The organism is Bradyrhizobium nanningense (genome assembly GCF_004114535.1).
Taxonomy (GTDB): Bacteria; Pseudomonadota; Alphaproteobacteria; order Rhizobiales; family Xanthobacteraceae; genus Bradyrhizobium; species Bradyrhizobium nanningense.
The window spans coordinates 438,206-464,600 of record NZ_LBJC01000033.1 but is presented as its reverse complement, the minus strand read 5'-3'; the positions used below and the strand labels follow the sequence as shown (position 1 = coordinate 464,600).

At 65.6% G+C, this 26,395-nt stretch carries 15 protein-coding genes; 2 read left to right on the top strand and 13 right to left on the bottom strand.

What is annotated here, in order from left to right:
* Nucleotides 1-27: 27 nt before the first annotated feature.
* From XH84_RS31115 to XH84_RS31085, 7 genes are all read right to left on the bottom strand, one after another.
* Nucleotides 28-2,268 carry a tetratricopeptide repeat protein gene (locus XH84_RS31115; protein ID WP_164936563.1) on the bottom strand — a complete coding sequence of 747 codons (2,241 nt, stop codon included), beginning with the start codon at nt 2,266-2,268 and terminating at the stop codon, nt 28-30.
* 107 nt (nt 2,269-2,375) lie between these two features.
* The gene (locus tag XH84_RS31110; protein ID WP_164936564.1) at nt 2,376-4,649 is read right to left on the bottom strand and encodes an O-linked N-acetylglucosamine transferase, SPINDLY family protein; all 2,274 of its coding nucleotides are present in this window, start codon (nt 4,647-4,649) and stop codon (nt 2,376-2,378) included.
* A gap of 115 nt (nt 4,650-4,764) precedes the next feature.
* Entirely contained in the window at nt 4,765-7,005 is a 2,241-nt protein-coding gene (locus tag XH84_RS31105) for a tetratricopeptide repeat protein (RefSeq protein ID WP_164936565.1), read from the bottom strand.
* A 98-nt stretch (nt 7,006-7,103) separates the two neighbouring features.
* Entirely contained in the window at nt 7,104-7,841 is a 738-nt protein-coding gene (locus tag XH84_RS31100; protein ID WP_128921839.1) for an amino acid ABC transporter ATP-binding protein, read from the bottom strand.
* Nucleotides 7,842-7,853: 12 nt separating this feature from the next.
* Nucleotides 7,854-9,374 carry an amino acid ABC transporter permease gene (locus XH84_RS31095; RefSeq protein WP_128921840.1) on the bottom strand — a complete coding sequence of 507 codons (1,521 nt, stop codon included), beginning with the start codon at nt 9,372-9,374 and terminating at the stop codon, nt 7,854-7,856.
* Nucleotides 9,371-10,576: an amino acid ABC transporter permease gene (locus tag XH84_RS31090; RefSeq protein WP_128921841.1), complete on the bottom strand. Its 1,206-nt coding sequence runs from the start codon at nt 10,574-10,576 to the stop codon at nt 9,371-9,373. Before XH84_RS31090 ends, XH84_RS31095 begins: the two co-directional genes overlap by 4 nt.
* 24 nt (nt 10,577-10,600) lie before the next feature.
* Nucleotides 10,601-11,617 carry an amino acid ABC transporter substrate-binding protein gene (locus tag XH84_RS31085; RefSeq protein ID WP_128921842.1) on the bottom strand — a complete coding sequence of 339 codons (1,017 nt, stop codon included), beginning with the start codon at nt 11,615-11,617 and terminating at the stop codon, nt 10,601-10,603.
* 392 nt (nt 11,618-12,009) lie between these two features.
* On the opposite strand from XH84_RS31085, the gene metC reads away from it, so the two are divergent.
* On the top strand, nt 12,010-13,194 hold the full coding sequence (gene metC, locus XH84_RS31080; RefSeq protein ID WP_128921843.1) for a cystathionine beta-lyase: 1,185 nt from the start codon (nt 12,010-12,012) through the stop codon (nt 13,192-13,194).
* Between the two features lie 199 nt (nt 13,195-13,393).
* Complete coding sequence (locus XH84_RS31075) at nt 13,394-15,085, top strand: Na/Pi cotransporter family protein (protein ID WP_128921844.1); 1,692 nt, start codon at nt 13,394-13,396, stop codon at nt 15,083-15,085.
* A gap of 57 nt (nt 15,086-15,142) precedes the next feature.
* On the opposite strand, the gene XH84_RS31070 is transcribed toward XH84_RS31075, so the two are convergent.
* From XH84_RS31070 to XH84_RS31045, 6 genes are all read right to left on the bottom strand, one after another.
* Nucleotides 15,143-15,481 (bottom strand): lipid-A-disaccharide synthase N-terminal domain-containing protein, encoded by a 339-nt coding sequence (locus tag XH84_RS31070; protein ID WP_128921845.1) that lies wholly within the window; start codon nt 15,479-15,481, stop codon nt 15,143-15,145.
* Nucleotides 15,478-16,251: a glycosyltransferase family 2 protein gene (locus XH84_RS31065; protein ID WP_164936566.1), complete on the bottom strand. Its 774-nt coding sequence runs from the start codon at nt 16,249-16,251 to the stop codon at nt 15,478-15,480. The genes XH84_RS31070 and XH84_RS31065 overlap by 4 nt, the downstream gene beginning before the upstream one ends.
* Nucleotides 16,252-16,296: 45 nt before the next feature.
* Entirely contained in the window at nt 16,297-17,142 is an 846-nt protein-coding gene (locus tag XH84_RS31060; protein WP_128921846.1) for a phosphatase PAP2 family protein, read from the bottom strand.
* A 1-nt stretch (nt 17,143) separates the two neighbouring features.
* Nucleotides 17,144-18,886 carry an ArnT family glycosyltransferase gene (locus tag XH84_RS31055; protein WP_128921847.1) on the bottom strand — a complete coding sequence of 581 codons (1,743 nt, stop codon included), beginning with the start codon at nt 18,884-18,886 and terminating at the stop codon, nt 17,144-17,146.
* Between the two features lie 50 nt (nt 18,887-18,936).
* Nucleotides 18,937-21,087: a penicillin-binding protein 1C gene (gene pbpC / locus XH84_RS31050; protein ID WP_245471902.1), complete on the bottom strand. Its 2,151-nt coding sequence runs from the start codon at nt 21,085-21,087 to the stop codon at nt 18,937-18,939.
* An 80-nt stretch (nt 21,088-21,167) separates the two neighbouring features.
* Nucleotides 21,168-26,372 (bottom strand): alpha-2-macroglobulin family protein, encoded by a 5,205-nt coding sequence (locus XH84_RS31045; protein ID WP_128921848.1) that lies wholly within the window; start codon nt 26,370-26,372, stop codon nt 21,168-21,170.
* Nucleotides 26,373-26,395: the final 23 nt, after the last annotated feature.

Here is a 26,395-nt window from a genome sequence, read left to right as displayed (position 1 = left end):
TTCCACAGGCTCGGCGCCTGGGCCGGGTTACGCGACCTCGCCGCGTTCCGAGGCGGCAGCACAATAGTCGCGCCAGAACCGGCGGTAGCCCTCCTCGACCCTGCGCGTGTAGATCTCGACATTGCCGGCGGCTGAGGCTGCGATCTGAGCCGGCAAACCCGCGCGCAACTTCGCCAGGTGCTCAGGCTGCGCCGCAAACCTGCGGGCGATTTCGACATAGCCATCGTCATCCGCGGCGACCCAGTCGCCGAGACCGACGGCGGTCACGATGGAAGCGCCGGCGCGCGAAGAAGCCCCGTTGCCGAGCTTGGCGACGACCGGAACGCCCGCATAGAGGGACTCCCAGGTGCTGACGCCGCCGTTTTGCGGGAAAGTATCGAGCGAGATGTCGACTTGCGCGAACGCCAGCAGGTGCTGGTGGCGCGGCGTCGAGCCCACGCAGATGACGTTCTCTTCGGCGATGCCCTGCGCGACGAAGCGCGCGATCAGACCGTCGCGGACCAACGGATCGTCGAGCAGAGTGTGCTTGATGATGATCTTCGAACCGGCCACCTCCCGCATCACTTTCGACCATACACGAATGGCCTGATCCGAGATCTTGGAGATGCGATTGAAGACGCCAAAGGTCACGTGGCCGTTGCGGAGCATGGGCAGATCCGAAGCAGGCACATCCAGGATCGGATCTGTCGTGATCAGGCACGGCAGGTCATAGACCTTTTCGGCCACCAGGTGGCGGGCCGATTCCGCAATGAAGATCGGATCGGCGAGCACGTAGTCCATGGTCTGCAGGCCGGTTCCCGTGGCGTGGCCGAAGCCCGTGACCTGGATCGGAGCCGGCTTGCGGGCGAATACCGGGAGCCTGTTGCCGGTGGTATGCCCGGACACGTCGATCAGGATATCGACCTTGTCGGCCTCGATACGGTCGGCCAGTTCGTCATCGGACAGCTGCCAGGCGTCGACCCAGACGTCCGCCAACGACTTGAACTTGGCGGTCATCTCGTCTCGCGTCGGCGAGCACGAATAGCAGACGATCTCGAACCTGGCGTGATCGTGATGGCGAAGCACCGGCAACAGACCGAACGCCGCCGAGTGGTACCAGAATTCGGCAGCGACATAACCGACCACGATCCGCCTGTCAGGATCGAGCTGCCGTGGCGCGAGCTTCCTCTGTGGCAATCTGGCGCCGATCGCATCCCCCCAGGATTTGCGCGCCGCCTGCTGGACCGCGAAATCGGCCTCGGAGAGGAAGTCCAGAAAGTAAATCTTCCGCGCGATCAGGTCCGGCTGGTCCGGCGCGAGGGCGAGCGCGGCGTCGAGATGTTCGATCGCGGCTGCGATGTCTCCCTGGTTCGCAAAACAGGAACTCAGCAGCGCGAGCGCAATCGCCGAGCGCGGATTTTCTTCGAGCAACGCCGTGCAGGCCAGCATCGCCTGCGCATTATTCCCCATGCTCAGCGAGACTTCCGCCTTCCCCCGCAAGGCCACTTCGAGCTTCGGCGAAAGCGCAAGTGCGGCATCAAAATCCGCAGCCGCCTGCTGTGGTCGCGACAGCGCAAAATTGAGTCGCCCGCGATGCGCGAGCGTCTTCGCCGAACCGGGCCTGATCGCGAGCGCCGCTGCGAGGGCGGCTTCCGCCTCATCGTAGTGCTTGAGCTCGATGCTGACCACCCCTTTGCCGACGAGCGCTTCGGCGTGGCGCGGCTGAAACAACAAAGCGCGCTCGAAACTCTGCCTGGCCCGGTCGAACCGGCCGAGCGCCAGCTCGGCGAGGCCACGATTGCAGAGCGCATCGGCATGATCCGGCTTCAGCTTGATCGCGCGATCGTACATCTCGATGGCCTGCTCGGGCAGGTTCATCTGGAGCAAGGTGTTGCCGAGGCCGGCCAGGGCCGGCGCAAAATTGGGCTTCAGCGCGATCGCCTTCTCCAGGCAGGCGCGAGCGGCCTCAAATTTCTGAAGAGCCAGGTGCACAGCAGCGAGATTGTTATGGGCCTCGTGCGAACGCGGATCGATCGCAATTGCGCGTTCGAGCAGCTGTTGCGCCTCCTCCAGACGCCCACCCTGTTGCACGCTCAGGCCGAGCAGGTGCGTGGCGTCGAAGTGATCCGGAACAGCTTGCACGATCTGGCGGCAGAGTGCCTCGGTCTCCGCATATCTGCCCTGGCCATAAGCGCTCGCCGCGGCGGAGATGATGGCGTCGGCCTGCTTCTTCAACTTCTTCTGCAATCGCGCATTCTGGAATGCGCGCGCGCCAGCGCTGCTCTGCAAGGTGTCTCTCCGGAAGATGGCCGGCGGCGAGTCTAGCTGATTCGTGCGGCGGGCCGGCGGGGCGGGAAATCCTTCCGGGCTATCCCGGGGGCGCTACCGGATCCTGCTCAGCAACCGCGAGATGCGTCCGCCCCGCTCACAGCAGCGTCGCCGCCTTCCGAGGCGGCGGCACAATAGTCGCGCCAGAACTTGCGGTACCCCGCCTCGAGCTCGCGCGTGTAGATCTCGACATTGCCGGCGGGCGAGGCTGCGATCTGGGCCGGCAGCCCGGCGCGTAACTTCGCCAGATGCTCGGGCTGCGAGGCAAACTTGCGGGCGATCTCGACATAGCCGTCGTCATCCTCCGCGACCCAGTCGCCGAGGCCGACGGCCGCCACGATGGAGGCGCCGGCACGCGAGGAGGCGCCGATGCCGAGCTTGGCGACGACGGGAACGCCCTTGTAGAGGGATTCCCAGGTGCTGATGCCGCCGTTTTGCGGGAACGTGTCGAGGGAAATATCGATCTGGTCGAAGGCCTTCAGATGGTCGTCGCGCGAGGTGGTGCCGAGGCAGGTAATGTTCTCCTCCGCAATGCCCTGCGCGATGAAGCGAGCGATCAGGCTATCGCGCAGCAGGGCATCGTCGAGCAAACCATGCTTGAGGATGATCTTCGATCCCGGCACCTGCCGCATGATGCGCGCCCACACGCGGATCGCATCATCCGAGATCTTGTAGATGCGGTTGAACACGCCGAACGTGACGTGGCCGTTGCGGAGCATCGGCAGCTCGGACGGCTGCAGATTGGTGACGGGCTCCATCGTGATCAAGCACGGCAGATCGTGGATCTTCTCGGGAAACAAGTGCCGGACCGATGGCGGAATGAAGATGGGATCCGCGAGGACGTAGTCCATGGTCGGCATGCCCGTGCCCGTCGCATGACCGAAGCCGGTGGCCTGGATCGGCGCCGGCTTCCGCGCGAAGCATTGCAGCCTGTTGCCGGTCGTGTGGCCCGAAACGTCGATCAGGATGTCGACATTGTCGGCCTGAATACGATCGGCGAGTTCATCGTCCGAGAGCCCCCAGGCATCCACCCAGACGTCCGCCAGTGATTTGAACTTGGCGGTGTACTCGTCCGCGCCCGGCCAGGAGTAGTAGCAGATGATTTCAAATTTGGCGTGATCATGGTGGCGCAGCACCGGCAGCAGCGTGAGCCCCGCCGAATGCTGGCGGAATTCGGCAGCGACATAGCCGACCACGATCCGCTTTTCCGGATCAAGTGGCCGCTTCGGCAGCTCCCTTCGCGGCACCTTGGAGCCGATCTGATCCCACCAGGATTTTCGCACCGCCTGCTGGACCACGAAATCGGCCTCGGCGCGGTAGTCCTCCAGGAAGATCTTTCCCCTGATCGCGTCCCCATAGTCCGGTCGGAGCGCCAGCGCGCGATCGAGGTATTCGATCGCGGTATCCATGTCGCCCTGGTTCGAATAAGCGAAGCCCATCAGCGCCATTCCCATCTCGGAGCGCGGATTTCGCTCGATCAACGTCGTCGCGGCCGCCATCGCCTGCGCGGTCTTTCCCATGACGAGGCAGGTCTGAGCCTTGCCCCGGAGCGCCAGCTCCAGCTTGGGCGAGATCGCAAGCGCCGCCTCGAAATCCGCAAGCGCGGGCTCCAGGCGCTGCAGTTCGTAACTGAGCCGCCCGCGCTGGGCCAGAATCCTCGGCGCACCGGGCTTGATCGCGAGCGCCGTGGCGAATTTGGCGGCCGCCTCTTCGTGGTGCCGAAGCTCCATGCTGACCATGCCGCTGCCGACGATGGCCTCGGCGTGACGCGGCTGGAACAGCAGGGCGCGCTCGAAACTCTCCTTGGCGCGCATAATCTGTCCAAGCACGATCTCGACCATGCCGCGGTTGCAGAGCGCATCGGCATAATCCGGTTTCAACTTGATGGCGCGCTCGTGCATCTCGAGCGCCTGCTCGTACTGCCCCGTATGCATCAGCGTATTGCCGAGATTGGTCAGCGCGACCGCGAAATTCGGCTTCAGCGCGATCGCCCTCTCCTGGCCCCGCCGCGCCTCTTCGTAATTGCCCAGGTCGAAATGCACGGTCGCGAGGTTGTTGTGGGCATCGTGGAGGCGCGGATCGAGCGCGATCACGCGCTCGAGCAGCTCTTGCGCCTCCTCGAGGCGCCGGCCGTCATGTGCGCACATGCCGAGCAGATGCGTGGCGTCGACATGATCCGGAAGGGCTTTCAGGATCTCACGGCACAGTGCCTCGGTCTCGGCATATCGGCCCTGACCATAGGCGTTCGCCGCAGCGGCGATGACCGCATCGGCCTGCTTCATCAATTTCTTCTGCAGTCGCGCGTTCTGGAATGCGCGCGCGCCGCCGCCGCTGTTCTGCAAGGTGTCTCTCCGGAGGATCCCCTGGGCAGAGTCTAACTGATTCGCAAGCCCCGCCGCCCGGTCGGCGGACCGGCATCGCCCCCGGGATTTTCCGGGGGCGCAACGCAAGATCTGGCTATGCCATCTCGCCGCGCTCCGAGGCGCCGGCACAATGATCTCGCCAGAACCGGCGATAGGCCGCCTCGACCTCCAAGGTGTAACGTTCGACGTTGCCGGCGGCCGAGGCTGCGATCCGAGCCGGCAGATCGGCGCGCAACTTCGCCAGATGAGCGGGCTGCGCCGCATATCTGCACGCGATCGCGGCATAGCCATCGTCATCCTCGGCCATCCAGTCCTCGAGGCCCACGGCCGCGACGATCGAGCCGCCAGCGCGCGACGAGGCGCCCTTGCCGAGCCTGGCGACGACCGGAACACCCGCATAGAGGGATTCCCAGGTGCTGATGCCGCCATTTTGCGGGAACGGATCGAGGGAGATGTCGACATTCGCAAAGGCCAGCAGATGCTCGTGGCGCGAGGTCGAGCCCAGACAGGTGATATTCTCTTCGGCAATGCCGTGGGCCACGAACCGCGCGATCAGGCCGTCGCGCAGCAAGGGATCGTCGAGCAGCCCGTGCTTGATGATGATCTTCGAACCCGCCACCTCACGCATCACTTTCGACCACACCCGGATCGCCTCATCGGAGATCTTGTAGATGCGGTTGAACACGCCGAAGGTCACATGGCCGTTGCGGAGCATGGGAAGCTCCGACGGCGGCAGATCCAGGATGGGATCGATCGTGATCAGGCACGGCAGATCATGGACCTTCTCGGCCAGCAGATGGCGGGCCGATTGCGGAATGAAGATTGGATCCGCGAGCACGTAGTCCATGGTCTGAAGACCCGTGCCTGTCGCGTGGCCGAAGCCCGTGACCTGGATCGGGGCCGGCTTGCGGGCGAACACGGCGAGTCTGTTGCCGGCCGTATGTCCCGACACGTCGATCAGAATGTCGATCTTGTCCGCCTGTATGCGATCGGCCAGTTCGTCGTCCGAGAGCTGCGCCGCGTCGACCCAGACGTCTGCGAGAGGCTTGAACCTCTCGGTGATCTCATCCTGTAACGGCCAACAGGAATAGCAGACGATCTCGAACCTCGTGTGATCATGATGGCGCAGCACCGGCAACAGCGCGAACGCCGCCGAGTGGTTCCTGAATTCCGAGGCGACATATCCGACGACGATCCGCCTGTCCGGATCGGGCTGCCGCGGCGGCAATGTCCTTTGCGGCAGTCTGGCGCCGATCGCATCCCACCAGGATTTCCGCACCGCCTGCTGGACCGCGAAATCCGCCTCCGGCAGATAATCCAGGATGAAGATCTTGCGTGCAATGGCGTCGGCATAATCCGGCGAGATCTCGAGCGCCGCATCGAGATTCTCGAGCGCGGTGGCGACGTCTCCCTGGTTCGCATAGCAGGCGCCGAGAAGCACGATTGCGTAATCGGACCGCGGATTGTCCTCGAGCAGGGTCTTGACGGCCGCAATCGCCTGCGTCGTGTTGCCCAACAGAAGGTTGACCTGCGCCTTCCCGCGCAGCGCGAGCTCGAGCCGCGGCGATTGCGCCAGCGCCGCATCGAAGTCCGCCGCCGCCTGCTCCAGCCGGTACAGATCGAAGTTCAGCCGTCCGCGCTGCGCCAATATCCGCGGTGAACCCGGCTTGATCGCGAGGCCAGCTGCGAGGGCGGCTTCGGCCTCCGCATAGTGCCGCAGCTCGATGCACACCATGCCCCTGCCGGCGATCGCCTCCGCATGACGCGGCTGAAACAACAGAGCGCGATCGAAACTCTCATTGGCACGCTCGAACCGGCCGATCATCAGCTCCGCCATGCCACGGTTGCAAAATGCATCGGCATAGTCCGGTCGCAGCCTGATCGCGCGTTCGTGCAATCCGATCGCCTGTTCGCCGAGGCCGAGGTTCAGCAGCGTATTGCCGAGATTGGTCAGGGTGATCGGACAATTCGGCTTCAGCGCAATGGCCTTCTCCTGGCAGGCGCGGGCGTTCTCGAATTTCTCGAGCGCGAAATACACGGTCCCGAGATTGCCATGGGCATCGGGCGAGCGCGGATCGAGCGCGATCGCGCGCTCGAACAGCTCTTGCGCCTCCTCGAGCCGCCCGCCCTCATAGGCGCGCAGGCCGAGCAGGTGCGTGGCATGGAAATGATCCGGCAACTCCTTCACGATCTCGCGGCAGAGTGTCTCGGCCTCGGCAAATCTGCCCTGCCCGAGTGCCTCGATCGCCAAGGACATGACGGCATCCGCCTGCTTCCTCAACTTCTTCTGCAATCGCGCATTCTGGTAGGCGCGCGCGCCGACACTGCTCTGCAAGGTCTCTCTCCGGGATGCCCGAAAGGAGGCAAAGCTGATTCGGATGGTGCCAGGCTGGTGGGGCGGCTAGACCGGCGAGGCCACGGAATACAGGGCGTTCAGCGCAAGATCTGGCTCAGGAACAGCTTTGTGCGGGCGTGCTGAGGCGCCGCAAAGAACTCGTTCGGGGTGTTGGCCTCGATGATCTGGCCCGCATCCATGAACACCACGCGGTTGGCGACCTCGCGGGCAAAACCCATCTCGTGGGTGACGACCAGCATGGTCATGCCCTCCCCGGCGAGATCAACCATGGTGTCCAGCACCTCCTTGACCATTTCAGGGTCGAGCGCCGAGGTCGGCTCGTCGAACAGCATGACCTTCGGATTCATCGTCAGGGCGCGGGCGATGGCGACGCGCTGCTGCTGGCCGCCGGACATCTGTCCCGGAAACTTGTTGGCCTGATGCGGGATCTTGACCCGCTCCAGGAACTTCATCGCGGTCGCCTCGGCGTCCCTCTTCGGGATGTTGCGCACCCAGATCGGTGCCAGCGTGCAATTATCGAGCACCGTGAGGTGTGGGAATAGATTGAAGCTCTGAAACACCATGCCGACTTCGCGGCGCACGGCGTCGATGTGCTTGAGGTTGGGCCCGAGCTCGATGCCGTCGACGACGATCTCACCCTCCTGGAATTCCTCGAGAGCGTTGATGCAGCGGATCAACGTCGACTTGCCGGAGCCCGAGGGTCCGCAGATCACGATGCGCTCGCCCTTGCGGACATCGAGGTCGATGTCGCGCAGGACGTGAAAGTCGCCGTACCATTTGTTGAGGCCGGAAATCTTGACGATGGGGTCTGACATGGGGGACCTCGATCAGTTGCGACGGTGGGCGTTGAGACGATGCTCGACGAACAGCGAGTAGCGCGACATTCCAAAGCAAAAGATGAAGTAGATGACCCCGGCGAAGGCGAAGCCGGTGAACGCGGTCGAAGGCGTCGACCATTTCGGATCCGAAAACGATGCCCTGAGCGAGCCCAACAGGTCGAACAGCGCGACGATCGAAACCAGCGAGGTATCCTTGAACAGCGAGATGAAGCTGTTGACGAGGTTCGGAATGACGTGACGCAGCGCCTGCGGCAGCACGATCAGCGAGGTCGTCTTCCACCAGGACAGGCCGAGGGCTGCCGCGGCCTCGCCCTGCCCGCGCGGGATCGCAGCGAGCCCGCCGCGGACGTTCTCGGCCTGGTAGGCGCCCGTGAACAGCGCAATACCGATCAGCGCGCGGACGAGACCGTCGACGCTGAAATTGCCCGGCAGGAACAGCGGGAGCATGTAGGTGGCGAAGAACAGCACGGTGATCAGCGGCACGCCGCGCCAGAACTCGATGAAGGCGATCGAGAAGATCCGGATCAGCGGAATGGTGGAACGCCGGCCCAGCGCCAGCGCGACGCCGATCGGCAGCGAGGTGACGATGCCGGTGACGGAGACCACCAGCGTCACCAGCAGGCCGCCCCACAAATTCGTCGCCACGACCGGCAGGCCACCGCGATCGAGCCCCATCAGCTTGATCACGGCGGCGATGGCGACGAAAGCGAAGATGCTCGAGGCCAGAGCGCGCCCGCCGGCGCGCAAGCCGCCGCCGAGGCCGAAGGCGATCAGGCAGACGACCGCGGCCGTGACGGCGAAATCAGTCCAGACCGACTGCCCCGCTCCCTGGATCTGGTCGCGCAGCCAGGTCAGCGGCAGGATCAGCCAATGGATCGCGGTGCCGACCAGCACAATGAAATTCCCGACCAGCCACAACAGCGGCCCGACTGCCGACGTCTTGCTGGAACTGAGCAGGGCCTGCCCGGCGCCGATGATGCTGTCGTCGAACAATTCCAGCAAGCCCGCCGTCCAGCTGAGGCCAAAGCCCTTGATGCCGCCACCGTGCAGCAGGAAGAACGCGACAACCGGAAAGGCGACGAAGAACAGGCTGGCGTTGAGCCCTTTCGCCGGCAGGCGCGGCACGAGCAGCGGCACCAGCAGGACCACCGCAAGAACGAATGTGAGGTTCACCCGCCAGCGTTCCGCCTCGGGATAGAAACCATAGATCAATTGCGGCAGCTTGGCCTGGATGTAGGGCCAGCACGCCCCGACCGCAAAGCCGGCGTTCTCCGTGAGGCATGCCGCGCGGTCCTTACCGCTCCAGACCGCATCGACCATCAGGAACCTGACCGAGGGAACGATGGTGAACCATAGCAGCAGCGCGCCCACGATGGTGAGTAGGATGTTGGTCGGCGAGTTGAACAGGCGCGTGCGCATCAGCCCGACGAAGCCCGTGGTCTTCACCGGCGCGGGACGCTCGGTGAGCAGGTCCTGGCGGACGAAGCTGCTCGAGGCGATATCGCTCATGCGCCCAAACTCCGGCTGACGCGCCAACCGTAGACGCTCATGATCGCGCTGGTGAGCAGCGAGATCAGGAGATAGATGCCCATCGTCATCGCGATGATCTCGATCGCCTGCCCGGTCTGGCTCAGCGATGTGCCGGCGAACACCGAGACGAGGTCAGGATAGCCGATCGCGACTGCCAGCGACGAGTTCTTGGTGAGATTGAGGTATTGGTTGGTCAGCGGCGGCACGATGACGCGCATGGCCTGCGGCACGACGATCAGCCGGAGCGTGGTGCCGCGGCTGAGGCCCAGAGACGATCCCGCCTCCATTTGCCCCTTGTGCACCGACAGAATGCCGGCGCGCACGATCTCGGCGATGAAGGCGGCGGTATAGGTCGACAGCGCCAGCGCCAGCGCCACGAACTCGGGAATGATCCGCGAGCCGCCGGCGAAATTGAAGCCCTTAAGGTGCGGCAGCTCGAAGGTGAAGGGCAATCCCGTGACCAGAATGGTCGCGAGCGGCAGCCCGAACAGCAGACCCAGCACATAGGGCCAGATCCGGATCATCCGCCCTTCCTGAAACAACGCGCGCCGGGCATAGAAGCGCAAGGCCAGTGACGCGACGATGCCGAGCGCCAGCATCGCCAGAAACGGCTCCAAGCCGCTTCCGCCGATCGGGCTCGGAATGACAAGGCCGCGATTGCTGATGAAGGCGATGCCGAGCAGCGAAATGCTCTGCCGCGGATTGGGCAGGGCTGCCAGCACCGCGAGATACCAGAACAGGATCTGGAACAGCAGCGGCAGATTGCGGATGGTTTCGACATAGATCTCGCCGACGCGCGACAACAGCCAGTTGGGCGAGAGCCGGCACAGCGCAACGATGAAACCGATCAATGTGGCGAAGACGATGCCCACCACCGAGACGATGAGCGTGTTCAGGAGCCCGACCACGAACACCCGCAGGAACGTGTCCGAGCCGGTGTAGGAGATCAGCGTCTGGTTGACGTCGAAACCGGCATTGTTCCGCAAGAAGCCGAAGCCGGCGGCAATGTGCTGGTTTTCGAGGTTGGCGCGGGCATTGGAGACGATCTCATAGCCGATCCAGCCCAGGACCGCCGCGAAGGCAAACTGGACGGCGACGCCGTTCCAGCCTGCCTTGCCGCCCAGAAGGCGCCTGATCTTCAGCGCGATCTGGGGCGGTGGTTTTCGGGCCTCGGTGCTCATGCTGCCGCTGCCAGCGGGGGGCGATCAGCGGATCGGCGGCGCGTACTGAAGACCGCCCTTGTTCCAGAGATTGTTGAGACCGCGATTGATGCCGAGCGGCGAGCCTGCGCCGACATTGCGATCGAACACTTCGCCGTAATTGCCGACCGCCTTCACGATCCGCACCACCCAGTCCTTGGTCAGGCCGAGCTGTTCGCCGAAATTGCCGTCGGTGCCGAGCACGCGCTTCAACTCGGGATTTTCCAGCTTGGCTTTCTCGTCGACGTTCTTCGAGGTCACGCCGAGCTCTTCGGCGGTGAGCATCGCGAACAGGGTCCACTTCACGATGTCGAACCATTGGTCGTCGCCGTGGCGCACCATCGGGCCGAGCGGCTCCTTCGAGATGATCTCGGGGAGCACCATGTGGTCATTGGGATTGGCGAGCTTCAGGCGGTTGGCGTAGAGGCCCGACTGGTCGGTGGTGAAGACGTCGCAGCGACCGGCCTCGTAGGCCTTGACGGTTTCGTCGTTGGTGCCGAACGCGATCACCTCATACTTCATGTTGTTGGCCTTGAAGTAGTCGGCGAGATTCTGCTCGGTGGTGGTGCCGGTCTGCACGCAGACCGAGGCGCTGTTGAGCTCGAGCGCCGAGTTCACCTTGAGCGACTTCTTCACCATGAAGCCCTGCCCGTCATAATAGGTCACGCCGGTAAAGTTGGCGCCGAGCGAGGTGTCGCGCGAGATGGTCCAGGTGGTGTTGCGCGAGAGCACGTCGATCTCGCCGGATTGCAGCGCGGTGAAGCGGTCCTTGGCGGACAGCGGCACGTACTTGACCTTGCTCGCATCGTTGAAGATCGCCCCGGCGATCGCCTTGCAGACGTCGACGTCGAGGCCGGTCCAGTTGCCCTTGTCGTCGGGCGAGGAGAAACCCGGCAGGCCCTGGCTGACGCCGCAGGACAGCATGCCCCGGTCCTTGATGGTCTTGAGCGTTTGTGCATCGGCGGCTTGCGCGGAGAGGCCGGCGGCGAGAGCAAGGGTGAGAGCCAGGGTTACGCGTTTCATGGGCTTTGGGCCTTTCAAAGTCGTCTCAAGGAACGTTGTCTCAGGATCATCCCTGCCGCGCCGGGCGTATCAAAACCGGCCCTGCAAGAGTCATGCTGGAAAACCTTGCCGAACACTCGCCGATCCCGGGAGGCCATACCTTAATCCCCGCCGCTGGCGCCCGCCCTTTTGTTTAGCTGTGGCGCAAGGTTCGGTCAGACGATGGATCGAAGGTCGCGGCAGGCCCCTCAACATGCGGCGACTGAATAGCACCTCCGCATCACAGAACGACTGGCGTGCCGGGTCAAGGGGTTGACGGGACTCTTCTGTGTTCTGTTATTAACGATAGCGGCCTTTCGGCCAGCCCGTCAGGCGCCACGCCCGAGCGGAAACGCGGTTTTGAAAGCAGACGCATGGATTCCTCGCACCCCCAAGAGCAGCAGGCCGAGACCCGGCTGGTCACCTCCGGCCGCGACACCAAGGCGCAGAAGGGGTTCGTCAATCCGCCGGTTTTCCACGGCTCGACCGTGCTCTATCCGACCGCCGAGGACCTGCACGCCCATCGCGGCGAGTTCACCTATGGCCGGCACGGTTCCCCCACGACCAAGGCGTTCCAGGAGACGCTGATGGCGCTGGAGGGGCCGCAATGCGCCGGCGTCGGCATCGTGCCATCGGGGCTGTCGGCGATCTCCACCACCCTGCTCTCGGTGCTGAAGACCGGCGACCACATTCTGGTCGTCGACAACGTCTACCGGCCCTCGCGCAATTTCTGCAACGGCATGCTGGCCCGCTACGGCGTCGAGACCACCTACTTTGACCCGCTGATCGGTGCCGGCATCGACAAGCTGTTCAAGCCGAACACCCGTGCGGTGCTGGTGGAGGCGCCGGGCTCGCAATCGTTCGAGATGCCGGACATTCGCGCCATCGCCGAGGTGGCCCATGCGCGCGGCGCGCTCGTCATCGACGACAACACCTGGGCGACGCCGCTCTATCACCGCTCGCTCGACCAGGGCGTCGACGTCAGCATGCAGGCCGCCACCAAATATATCGGCGGCCATTCCGACATCATGTTCGGCACGATATCGGCCAACGCCAAGGCTTGGCCGATGGTCGCCGAAGGCATCCGCCTGCTCGGCGTCTGCGCCGGTCCCGACGATGTCTTCCTCGCGCTGCGCGGCCTGCGCACGCTGTCGGTGCGCCTGGCGCAGCATCATCGCTCCGGTCTCGACATGGCGCGCTGGCTGGCCGGCCGTCCCGAGGTCGCTCGCGTGCTGCATCCGGGCCTGGAGACCGATCCCGGTCACGCCATCTGGAAGCGCGACTTCACCGGCGCCTCAGGGCTGTTCAGCATCGTGCTGAAGCCCGTGCCGCAGAAGGCGGTCGACACCATGCTCAACACGCTCAAGCTGTTCGGCATGGGCTTTTCCTGGGGCGGCTTCGAGAGCCTTGCGATTCCCTTCGATTGCGACGCCTATCGCACCGCGACCAAGTGGTCGCCGGGCGGCCCCACACTGCGCCTCCACATCGGGCTCGAGAGCGTCGACGATCTCAAGGCCGATCTCGATCGCGGCTTCGCTGCCCTCAAGGCGGCAATGTGAGCCTGCTCACAGGGCATCGTGCGCGAAGACACGGCATAGCGCCGCGGCGGACGCACGAGGTGCGCCGCGGCGGACGCACGAGGTGCGCCGCGGGAGCGTGCACGTGTCGTAAACGTTAACGCTGACGCGCCAACAAATGGTTTGAACCTCAAGCATTTGGCGCTAGCCTCACCAATCGACTCCAATCCGGACACGGAGCATGGGAACGTTGGTTCTGCTCGATCTTATGGGCGGCGTGGCGCTGTTGCTGTGGGGCCTGCATATGGTCCACAGCGGGATTTTGCGCGCCTTCGGCCCTGACCTGCGGCGCCTGCTCGGCAAGGCACTGAGCAACCGCGCCAGCGCCTTCGCCGCCGGCCTCGGGCTCACCGCCCTGCTCCAGAGCAGCACGGCGACCGCCTTGATCACCAGTTCGTTCGCGGCCGAGGGGCTCGTCAGCCTCGCGGCGGCGCTCGCCATCATGCTCGGGGCCAATGTCGGCACCACGCTGATCGTGCAGGTGCTGTCGTTCAATATCGCAGCCGTTGCGCCGGTCCTGTTCGTGCTCGGCCTCGTCGCCTTCCGCTCCGGCCCGCGCTCACGGATCAAGGACGTCGGCCGCGTCTGCATCGGCCTCGGCCTGATGCTGCTCTCGCTGCATATCCTGCTCGACACGCTGGCGCCGGCCGAGAACGCGCCCGGCGTTCGCGTCGTGATGTCGGCCATCACGGGTGATCCCATTCTGTGCGTCGTCATCGCCGCCCTCGTCACCTGGGTGGTGCATTCGAGCGTCGCCAGCGTGCTCTTGATCATGTCGCTGGCCTATTCGCAGTTCATCACGCCCTACGCCGCGCTGGCGCTGGTGCTCGGGGCCAATCTCGGCAGTGCCATCAATCCGGTGTTCGAGGGCGCCAAGCGCGACGATGCCGCGAGCTATCGCCTGCCGGTCGGCAATCTCGTCAACCGCGTGATCGGCATTGCCCTCGTCCTGCCCTTCCTGGGCACGATCGCCGAGCATATGCACGCCTGGCAGCCCGATCTCGCCAAGATGACGGCGGCCTTCCACATCGCCTTCAACCTCGGCACGGCCCTCGTCTTCATCGGCCTGCTCGACGCCATGTCGCGCCTGCTCATCCGTCTCTTGCCGGATCGCGTGCAGGAGGCCGACCCGGCCCGGCCGCGCTATCTCGACGAGACCGCGCTGGAGACGCCGTCGCTGGCACTCGCCGACGCCGCTCGCGAGACGTTGCGCATGGGCGATCTCGTCGAGGTCATGCTGCGCAAGGTGATGGCCGCGATGATGACGGGCGACCGTGCGCTGGTCGACCAGGTCTCCAAGATGGACAATTTCGTCGACGGTCTCGACGAAGCCATCAAGCTCTACGTGACCAAGCTGATGCGGGGTAGCCTCGACGAAAGCGAGGGGCGGCGCGCGATGGAGATCATCTCCTTCGCCATCAACCTCGAGCATATCGGCGACATCATCGACAAGAGCCTGAGCGAGCTCGCGACCAAGAAGATCAAGCGGCGTTTCCAGTTCTCGGCGGAAGGGGCCGACGAGCTCGCCGCCTTCCACAAGCGCACGATGGACTCGCTGCGGATCGCCTTCGGTGTCTTCATGTCGGGTGACGCCAACGAGGCGCGCAAGCTGCTGGTGGAGAAGACGGCGCTGCGCAACACCGAGCTTGCCGCGGTCGAGCGGCATCTCGACCGCCTGCGCGAGGGTCGCCCCGAAACCATCGAGACGACGTCGCTGCATCTCGACGTGCTGCGCGACCTCAGGCGCATCCACTCGCATATCTGCTCGGTCGCCTACCCCGTGCTGGACGCGGCCGGCGTGCCCTATCGCAGGACCGAGGCGGAGACAGCCGCCCTGCCCGCGTCGGGCACGGCCTCGGCGGTGCCGCGCTGAAGCGCGATGCGATGAGGATAGATACTCATCGCGCTTCACATTGTCGTTGCAGGAGCCTCACCGATCCAGCGTCTTCGAGGCGCTGCCGCGGTTCTTGATGATCAGCATGATGTTGCGGATATAGATGATGGTCGCCAGCGCCTGTCCGAGGATGATGACCGGCTCGCGCTTCACGACGCCGTAGACCAGCGTCATCAGGCCGCCGCCCATCGAGCAGAACCAGAACGCCATCGGCACCACGCTGTTGCCGGCGCGTTCGCTCGCGATCCACTGCACCAGGAAGCGCGCGGTGAAGAACAGCTGCGCGACGAGGCCGAATGCCAGCCAGAAATCGAACTTGGCGACGAAGACGTCGTAGAGATAATTGCTCAGCGCCTGACCGTATTGGATGATCATGCGTTCACCTCAGTCACTTCTGGTGTCGGCTTCTTGCGGCGGATCAGCCACCATACACCGGCGAGATCCATGATGCCGATCCACAGCCGATCGAAGAAGCCGTAGTTCGACACGCCGGAATGGCGCGGCCGGTCGATCACGTCGACATAGGCGATATCGTAGCCTTCGCGGCGAACCAGCGCCGGCAGGAAGCGGTGCAGCCCGTCGAAATAGGGCAGCATCAGGAAGACGTCGCGCCGGAACGCCTTCAGCCCGCAGCCGGTATCCCGCGTGCCGTCCTTCAGGATGGCGTTGCGGATCCCGTTCGCCACGCGCGACTGGAATTTCTTGAAGCCGGTATCCTTGCGTCCGACCCGTTGCCCGGCGGCGAGTCCGACGCGCCCTGCGCCCTTCTCGACCGCCGAGATCAGGTCGGGCAGGAAGGCCGGATTGTTCTGGCCGTCACCGTCGAGTGTCGCCACGATCATGCCGCGCGCGGCGCGTACGCCGCTGCGCACGGCCGCGGATTGGCCGCCTGATCTGGCATGGCGGAGCTGACGCAGATTGCTCCGCTGCGCCATGATCGCCGCGAGCCGTTCGCCGGTCGCATCGGTCGAGCCGTCGTTGACATAGATGATCTCATAGGCCCAGCGGTCATCGAGCGCCGCACCGATCTCCGCGATCAGCGGCGCGATGTTGTCGGCTTCGTTGCGCACGGGGACGACGATGGAAACCGAAGGCTGAGAAACCGAAGGCTGGGACGTCGACAAATCATAGCTCGTGGTTGGCATTGGCTTGCGACCCGAGGAACCGACGGCCCCGGCAGGCAGCCGCTTTTATGGGGCGGATGCCCCGTGGGCAACCCTTTTGAGGCGGCCCGAGATTGCCCCCGCGAGAGGCACGATGGTGCCATCGGCACGGATGGCAAAGCCCAGCCTGCGGGCCGCGAACCAGTAACGGACTGCCATGGCGCCGACCGTGCCGACCAGGGCGCCGGCCACCACGTCGCTCGGGTGATGCGCGACCAGCACCAGCCGCGTCAACAAGATCACGATTGCGTAAGTGAACATGAACACGCGCAGGCGCGGCCACAATGCCGATACCGCGAACGCCAGGGCGAATGCTGCCACGGCATGACCTGACGGCAGGCTGGCATAAGCCCCCGTCCCGTCGAACGGCATGAAGTTGAACGGATTGGCCCTGCCGCCGACAAATGGACGTCCGCGGCCGACGACATATTTCAGGATCTCGGCAACGAATGCCGACACAGCAATCGACAGAAACACAAATTGCAGCCGCGTGCCGAGGCCGAGCAGCAGCGCGCGGCGAGTTCCGTGATGCCCTGCCGCAACGAGCGCCAATACCACCAGCGCGGCCCCGAGCGCCGCGAGCAGATACTCGTCCTTGCCGAAATCGGTGAGGATGCGGATCGGCCACAGGCCGGGCGTGCCGCGCGCGGGCATCAGCTGGATCTCGGCCTGGTCGAACGCGACCATCAGCACGATGACGAGGGCGGCGCCCGCCGCACTGAGCCACAGCGAATGCCGCGCCAGTTTTCGCGCGGCCTCCGCGCGGCGTGAATGCGAGGGCGTGCGAACGAGCTGCGCCAGCGCCCGCCGCGACACGGCGAACAATTGCGCGGGATAGCCCGGACGTGGCGCAGTGCTGGTCGAGGCCGGCATCCTATTCGGTGCCTTCCGAGCGGAAGATCGCGATCGAGATCGCGCGGCCTTGCGAGAAATTGTAGCCGTCGATGCGGGTGCCGACCTTATAGCGCAGCCCGATCGCCTCGGCGCGCTGCGCGAAGCTGCGCTCCGAGCGCTGCTCGATCAGCGCAAATCGGCAGCTTCCTTGCCGCAGGAAATCCGCCGCGCCCGACCCGTCGGTGAGCACCGTCTGGGTGCCCGTCAGAAAGACGAGGCTCGGCTCGTGATAGCCGGCAGCCGCCGCCTTCGGCCCGACGCAGGTGACGTTGCGGAGCGCGCGGGCGACCTCGATGCTCGGAAACAGCGGCGCCAGCGACGGCAGCACGATGCCGTATACCGTCACCGCCAGCATCAGGGCCGCAACCAGCGCGTTGAGCAGCGAGCGCTCGGCGCGATTGTTGTCGTAGAGCCACCAGGCGAACAGGCCGAAGATCAGCGACGCCGCGATGAACGGCCAGGCCACGAAGGCCGGCTGCCGCGTCAGCATCACCGCGCCGACCACCGCGATGATCGAGGCGGCTGCGGGAATCGCGAACCACCAGGCCGAACCGCGCATCAGCCAGGAGCGCGACAGCACGCGCCGCTCCACCGCACCGGCGGTGAGGATGGCGATCGCCGGATAGAGCGGCAGCACGTAGTGCGGCAGCTTGGTCAGCACCGCCTCGAACACGATCCAGGACGGGATCAGCCAGGCCAGCAGAAACTGCGCGCCGGGCTCGCGCCGCGCCCGCCACACCGCGGGCGCCGCCATCGCCGCCAGCGGCGCGCCGGGCCAGAACGTGATCCAGAACAGCGCCAGGTAAAGTCCGGGCGGGGCGCCATGGGATTCCTGAGCCCCTATCTTGCTCAGCATGTCGCCGCCGACGGAATCGGCGAAAAAGGCATCGCCCGCGCGCCAGAAGATCGCGACGAACCAGGGCAGCACCAGCACCAGCATCCACATCAGGCCCCAGACCGGACGCAGCTTCCACAGCCAGGAGGCATCGCGGTCCTGGATCGCGAGCGCAACGATGGTCAGGCCTGCGAACATCAAGATCAGCGGGCCCTTGATCAGGATGCCCACCGCAAGCGCGGTCCAGAAGATCGCGGGCCAACTCCAGGGCGGATGGGTCTCGTCCTCGGCGCGCTGCCAGGACAGATAGGCCCGCGCCATCGCCCCCATCGCGGCGACCACGCAGAACAGCAGCATCGCGTCGGTCTTGGCGAGCCGCGCCTCGACGCCGAGCAGCACCGAAGCGCACATCATCAGCGCCGCCAGCACCGCGGCGCGCCGTGTGACGAAGCCGAGCGCGGCCCAATAGGTCATGAGCACGGCGCCGATCGCCCCGAACAGCGACGGCAGCCGGTAGACCCAGATCCGCAACTCGGCTTTCGGCAGCTTGAGCATCGAGGCCGCTTCCACCGTCGCCGATTGCAACCAGTAGATGCCGACCGGCTTCTTGTAGCGGACGTCCTCCTGGAAGCGGATATCGACGTAGTCGCCGCTCTCGACCATCTGCTTGGTGGCCTGGGCAAACCGCGCCTCGTCGCGATCGATCGGGGGGATCGTGAAGAAGCCCGGCAGGAACAACAGCAGCGCGCACAGCAGCAGGAAGGCGACGGCGCGGGTGTGGCTGGCCGTGACCACATCGAGCATGCGCACGAGCCCGCTGCCCGGATTTGCCGGCGATTTCGGCTCGCGGGGTGCTCCAAAACGGGGGGATGGGTAGGTCTCGGCCATTGGTTCCGCTTACGCTGAAACCGCCATCGCCACAACCGCTTGAGCCAGCTTCATTGAATTCGAATGACGACTGTGTCCGCGGCGCCAGTGGCATCGATCACGGTGAGCCGCGCAAAGCCGGGACCAGGTGGATCGATCAGGCGCTGGCGGCGGCCGTCGATCTCGCCAAGCGCCGTGCCGTTAACCATGACGGTCATCGGCAGAACGCCGCCGGCGACCTTGACCGGCATTGCTGCGCTCTCCTGCCCCCCGGAACGATCGACATCGATCCGCGAGCCGTTCAGCGGAAACTGGATGTGAAGCGACTGCTCGCGGCCGGTCCGCACCAGCTCCCCCACGGGACGGAACCGCTTCAGCGGCAACGGCAGCTTGGTGTTGCTGGCAAGCAGAGTTCCCCTTGGCGGCTTCGGCAATGGGGCCAGCGTCTTGCCGGTGCGGGCAAAGGCATCGAACAGAATCGGTGCAGCGGCGACCCGCCCGATCAGGCCCGGAACCGGCGCGCCGTCGGGCCGGCCAACCCAGACGCCGATGGTCATCCGGCCGTCGAACCCGACCGACCAGGCGTCGCGATAGCCGTAGGAGGTCCCGGTCTTGAAGGCGATACGGTTGTGAGCGGCATTCTCCGGCGGCGGCGTTCCCAAGAGCACGTTGCCGACCTGCCAGGCCGCGACCTGATCCAGTAACCGGAGCGGCTCGCGGTCGTCCTTGTCAGCCATGACCTCGCGCAGCGGCTTGGTGGTGCCGAGACGGGCGAAGCCCGCATAGAGCTGGGCGAGATCCTGCAGCGTCACGCCGACGCCACCGAGCCCCATCGCGAGCCCCGGCGCTTCATCTTTGGGCAGCACCAGATTGCCGCCGGCCTGGCGCAGCCGCGACGCGAGCCGGCTGGAGCCGACGCGGTCGAGCAGCACGATCGCCGGGACGTTGAGCGACAATTGCAGCGCCTTCTTCACCGGCACCGTGCCCTGGAAGGTCATGTCGAAATTTTCCGGCGCATAGGAGCCGAAGCGGGCGGGACGATCGTCGATCAGGCTTTCCGGATGAACGAAGCCGTCTTCGAAGGCGAGCCCGTAGATGAAGGGTTTTAGCGTCGAGCCCGGCGAACGGATCGCGCGGGTCATGTCGACCTGCCCTGCCCGGCTCTCGTCGAAATAATCGGCCGAACCGACGCGGGCGAGCACGTCTCCGCTCTCATTGTCGACCACGATGATGCCGACCGAGATGTTCGGCCCGAGCGCAATGGCGCGGTCGCGCGCCAGCGGCTCCAGCACCTTCTGCAGGTTCGCGTCCAACGTCAGCTTGATGACCGGCTTGTCCTTGACGGTGGCCAACGCGGTATCCGACGCATGCGGCGCCAGGATCGGCATCGGCTTGCGCAGTTTTGGCACGGGCACGGCCTTGGCCTGCCGTGCGTCGTCTGCGCTGACGACTTGCTCCTCGACCATGCGATCGAGCACGCGGTCGCGCGCCTTGCGCGCGGCCTCGGGATGGCGATCGAGCCGGCGCGTCTCCGGCGATTGCGGCAGCGCGACCAGCAGCGCGGCCTCGGCCAGCGACAGGCGCTTCGGCTCCTTGCCGAGATACCCGATCGAGGCGGCGCGGATGCCTTCGAGATTGCCGCCATAAGGCGCCAGCGCGAGATAGAGGTCGAGAATCCGCTCCTTGCTCATGCTGCGCTCGATCTCGATCGCGCGCACCATCTGCCGCAGCTTGGCATGGAGCGAGCGCTGACGTCTGGGCTCCATCAGCCGCGCGAGCTGCATGGTGATCGTCGAGCCGCCCGAGACGATGTGGCCGCGCGTCGTGAGCTGTAGCGCAGCCCGCCCCAACGCCAGCGGGTCGATGCCGTCATGGGCGTAGAAGCGCTGGTCTTCATAGGCGAAGAGCAGTTTGAGATAGGTCGGGTCGACGTTGGACCTGGCATCGACCGGCAGCCGCCAGCGGCCATCTGCCATCGCATAGGCCCGTAGCAGCTTGCCGTTGCGGTCGACAATGGTGGTGGAGACCTGACGCGCCTCGTCGAGCGGCAGCGGGCCGAGCGAGTAGACCCATGCGACGAAGCCGATGATGGCGAGGATGAAGGTGAGAGCGGCGGCTGAGAGGATGCGAAGCCCTCTGCCCCGTGCTCCGTCATGGCCGGGCTTGTCCCGGCCATCCACGTTCTTGCCGGCCGTGCCACAGGTCGTGGATGCCCGGGACATCTGCGCGAAGACGCGCTTCGCGCTCTTGCCCGGGCATGACGACTGAGTATGTGGCTCCGTTGCGCTCATTCAATCGCCACTCACTTCGCCGCCCGCACCTCAACCGTCCCCGTGCCGGTGCGGCCATAGCGCGAGGGATTGTACATGTCCTCGACATAGGCCTGCGGCAGCACGTATTTGCCCGGCGACACCGCGCGCACGACATAGGCGACGGTGAAGACCGATTTGGAATCCGAGGCCCGATCGACCGCCGCGGTGAAGCGGTCGTCGCGGAATTCGGTGTTTTCGGGCTCCTCGCCGTCTTCGATCCAGTCCAGCGTGCCGCTGTCGCCGGACGAGACCAACTGCGGATTGTCGATCTCGAGGCCGGCCGGCAGATAGTCGGACACCATGATATGGCCGTACTCGGGCTTGGCCTCGGTGATTTTCAGCACCACCGCGAAGCGCTGGTTCTGCTTGACCTTGCTGATGTCGGCCGGCTTGCCGTCGAGCGTGAAGTAATTGCGCTCGATCTTGAAGCCGTTCGACGCCGCCGGCTCCGGCGTCACCGGCGAACCCGACACCGAGACCACCGCCTGCACCGGCGCATCGCCGGTGTTGGAGATCTTCAGCGGCTTGCCGCTCAGCGTATCCGCCTTGTAGCTGCGGTACAGCGCAGTCTTCACGGGCTGACCGTCCACTTCCATGGACAGGTTCTCCTTGGCGAGCGCCCGCGCCGCCAGCACCAGCCACGCATTCTCCTGCGTCGAGGTGTAGGGCGTCAGCCCGCGCGCGGTCTCGACCCGCGACACCGCTTGCGTCAGCGTCGCCTTCGGCGCGTTGCCTTCGCTGGCAAGCGACACCAAAGCTGCGGCATCGCGCAGCTGCGAGCCGTAGTCGGTGCGTCCGAACTCCAGCACCGGCTTCGGCGCGAGGCTGTCGAGCGCGGCGCCATAAACCCGCTCCGCACGGTTGCGGTCGCCGACCAGAGCGAGTGCCGCCGCGAGCTGCGACTTCGCGATCGGCGTCGCGAGGTTGCTCAGCTTGGTGTCGGCGAGATAGCGAAGGTCGCCGATTGGCGCAGCGCCGTTGCGCGCGAGCACGTAGAGGCCGTAAGCGAGATCGCGGCCGCCGTCCTTCTCCGGCTCGTTCGCGTTAACGACCGAGTTGCGGATGCGGTCGAGCGCGTTCTTGAACAGCACGTCCGGCACCGCAAAGCCCTTTTCACGGGCACGGGTCAGGAAGTCCGTCACGTAGGCGTCGAGCCAGGCATCGTCGCCGCCCGCCGACCACAGACCGAACGAGCCGTTCGAGCCCTGGCGCGCCAAGAGCCGCTCGATCGCATCGCGGATGCGCTGGTCGACTTCGGTGTCCATGGCGAGATGCGCGCCGGCCGCAAGGTCGTTGACATAGAGCAGCGGCATGGCGCGGCTCGTGATCTGCTCCGAGCAGCCATAGGGGTAGCGGTCGAGCGCTTTGAGGATCGTCGCGGCGTCGAGCGCGGTCGACAGGCTCGCCGATACCGAGACGCTGCCGGTGCCCGGCACGAGGTCGGAGAACATGTCCGAGGTCAGCGTCAGGCTCTCGCCCTTCGCAAGGGTCCGGATCGAGCGCCGTGCCAGCACCTGCGTCGCCGCCTTGACGTCGAGCGCGTAATGGCGCGCCAGCGTCAGGCCGTTCGGCCCCTTGATATCGACGTCGAGCGTCGCCTGCCCCGCCGCGGTTGCGTCGACCGCGAGCGAGAAGGAATTGCGCTGCTTGGCGGCGAGCTTGACCGTGGTCGCGGGATTGCCGGTCATCTTCAGCGGCCCGCCGGTCTTGACGTTGATGACGTAGTCGCCGGCCTGGCCCTCGACATTGTCGATCTCGAGGTTGACCGTGCCGTGGTCGCCATTGAGGAGGAAGCGCGGCAGGGTCGTGGTCAGCACAACAGGGTCGCGGATCACGACGTCGGTGTTGGTGCGGCCGAGCTTGGTCGCGGTCCACGCCACTGCCATCACGCGCGCGGTGCCGGCGAACTCGGGAATGTCGAAGCTGACTTCCGCGGTGCCGTCAGCGGCGACGGTCACGATGCCGGAATAGAGCGCGAGCGGCTTTTGCGTGGGCGGCGAGCCCTGGAGCTCGCCCGCACCCGCATCGCCGCCGGACTTGATCTGGCCGCGCGTGCCGGACATGCCGTCGATCAATTGCCCATAGAGATCGCGGATCTCGGCACTCAGGCGACGCTGGCCGAGATAGTAATCGTCCGGCGCCGGCGGCTTGTAATTGGTGAGGTTGAGGATGCCGACGTCGACCGCAGCGATGACGATCTTGGCGTCCTCGCCCGGATTGAGCCCGTCGAGCTTGACCGGGATCTTCAGCGTCGAATTCGGCCGGACCAGCGCCGGCGGCGACACCTTCACCTGCAAGGTGCGGGTCTGCTTGTCGATGCCGAACCATTTCAGCCCGATCGCACGGCCCGGCATGCGCTGGGCAGCGGCATCGAGCGGACGACGCAGCGTCGCCACCACGTAGGCGCCCGTGCCCCAGTCCTTGCCGACCGGGAGCTTCACTTGCGCGGTGCCTTCCTTGACGTCGATGGTCTGGGTCGTCAGCAGGCGGTCGCCGAGCACGTTGATGGTCAGCTTGCCGGCGCTGCGGACGTTGACCGACACCGTCATGGTGTCGCCGGAGGAATATTGCGGCTTATCGATCGAGGTCTCCAGCAGGTCCGGCGTGTCGGCGCTGCCGTCGGAATACCAGCCGACGTCGAACTGCACCGAGGTCACCGGGCCATCGGCGTCGCTCGACTTCACATCGAGCCGGTAGCGGCCCGGCTGGGGGCTGAGCGAAATCCGCGCCGGCTTGTCGGCCGCAACGGTGACGTCACCGTCGGCGACGCGCGAGGTCGACTTGACCGGCTCGTACTCCCAGTAATTGTTCTGGCGATACCATTGGTAGCGCGACTCCATCTTCAGGAGCTCGTAGCGCAGGCCGTCGCGGCGCAGCTTCTCGCCCTCGGGCGAGACGAACACGACGTCGAACTCGGCCTTGTCGCCCTCGGCGACGTTCTTGTCGCCGAACAGCGGCTTGACGCCGATCTGCGCCGCGGAGGGCGCGACCGGCAGCACGATCTTGCGCTCGACGGCACGGCCGCCGGTCTCGACCATGCGGACGAAGATCTGCGCCTCCTGCGGCCGGGTCGAGACCGGCTGCTTGTCCAGCGTCACCGGGAAGGTCGCAACGCCATTGGCGTCGGCCTCGGGCAGGTTCTCCAGCGGCGTGCGCTCGTTCGAATTGGTCTCCTCGTCGGCGACGCCGAACTGGTAGCCGGCAAAGCCCGGACGCTCGGCCGCAGGCGCGACCAGCATATCGCCTTCGAGTGCAAGCCCCGAGGCAGGCGCGCCATAGAGGAAATGGCCGTCCGCCTTAAGCTCCACTGGAGCGTTAGCCTTGATCAGCTTGTCCTTGGCCGACAAGTCGAATTCGATCCTGTCAGGGACGTAATCCTCGACCATGAAGGTGGTCTCGCCGACCGAAGAACCCTTCGGGTCAGTGAAGGCGCGCACCCGCCACGTCCCGGTCGGCACGGCCGAATTGAGCGGCACGGTCAGCGTCCGGCCGCCGGCACCCTGGTCGGCCAGCAGGGCACGGCGGAATTCGACGCCGTCGGGGCGTTCGATCACCAGCGTCAGCGGGCCGCCGGCGACGGCATTGCCCTGCCCGTCGCGCAAGAGCGCGGTGAGATAGACGGTCTCGCTGGAACGGTAGACGCCGCGCTCGGCATAGACGAAGGCATCGGCGCCTGCAGGCACCACGCGGCCGGAGACGCCGCGGTCGGACAGGTCGAAGGCGGAGGACTTCAGGCTGAGGAAGGCATAATCGGCCTTCTCGCCGGTGACCGTCAGCATCGCCGGCGACAGGCCGCCCTCGCCGCGTGCAAGGCCGGCCTCGAACAGCACATGGCCGCTGTCGTCGGTCTTGCGGGTCGCCAGGATTTCGTTGTTGCGGGCAACCAGCCGCACCTCGGCCTTACCGACCGGATCGGTCGAGGCCAGCGAGTTGACGAACACGTGGATGCCGTCATTGCCGGAATAGGCCGACACGCCGAGATCGGAAACGATGAACCATTGCGTTGCTAGCTGATAATCGTCGTCCGAGCCCGGGCCCTTGGCCGCGGCCGTCATCACGTAGACGCCGGGCTGAAGCTCGCCGAGCGCCTGGTCGACCGGGAATGCCGTGGTGACGTCCTGGTTCAGCGTCATCGCGGTCGCGAGTTCGCCGGTCCAGACCTTGACCCCGCGCTCGTCGCCGAGATCGCTGAGCTGATACTTGGACAGCGTCTTCTGGAAGTCGCTGTCAACCACCGTGTTGATCAGGTTGCGGTCACCGATCCGGAACACGTTGATGTTGACCGCGGGCGTGTTGACGCTGACCACGGGAATGCCGCGCTGCCCGGTCCTCGGCAGCACATAGGCCCGGCTGGTGAAGCGCACGAACGGCTTGCGGTCGCGCACATAGATGTTGAACTCGGCCGATTTCGGCAGGCCTTCCTTCACCGTGGACGGCAGGCCGGCGCGCAAATTGATGTTGTAGCGCTCGCCGTGCTTCAGCCCGTCGACGCAGAGCTGCTTGCCCTCGGCCGACAGCGCCGGCTTGTCCTGGCCCGCCAGCGCCAGGAACGGCGCGAAGTCGGTGCGCTTGGCCAGTTCCTCGGAGAACTGGAAGCAGGCGCGCGGGCTCGCCGAGTCCGAGTCCACGGTATAGTCGAGCAGCCTGAAGCCGTGCTCGTCGCGCATTTTCTCATATTGGCCGCGGACGTCGGCGACCTCGCGCATGTCGAGCGACAGCCGCAGCGCATCCAGCGCCGGCCGCCACAGCTTGCGTTCGGCCAGCGACTTGCCGAGCACGGCGAGCGCGTCGGCCTCCTCGCCCGGATTGCCGGCGCGCTGGTAGGCGATGTAGGCCGCGGTCGAGGCGCGCTCCAGCAGGAAAGTCTGCTCGCTCGAGCTCTTCGGCGAGATCTGGAAGATGACCTTGGCGAGCCGCAGCCAGTTGCCGGTGTCTTCCGGCGTGGTGGCCGCGATCTGGCCGAGCACCGACAGCCCGGTGCGATAATCGTTGCGCCGGAAAGCGGCGTCGGCGTCCGTCTTCAGCGTCGCGCTGGTCTTGGCGACCGGCCCCGCCTCGCTCTTGATCTGGGCCTCCAGCTTGATCGCGGAATCGGCGAGGTCGTCGCGCTTGAACGCCTTGTCGGCAGCGTGCGCCGCGCAAAGGCCGAGCGCCAGCGCGGCGCAGAATGAGACGGCGCGAACAAGACCGATCATGATGGACTCCCGGAAATCGCGGA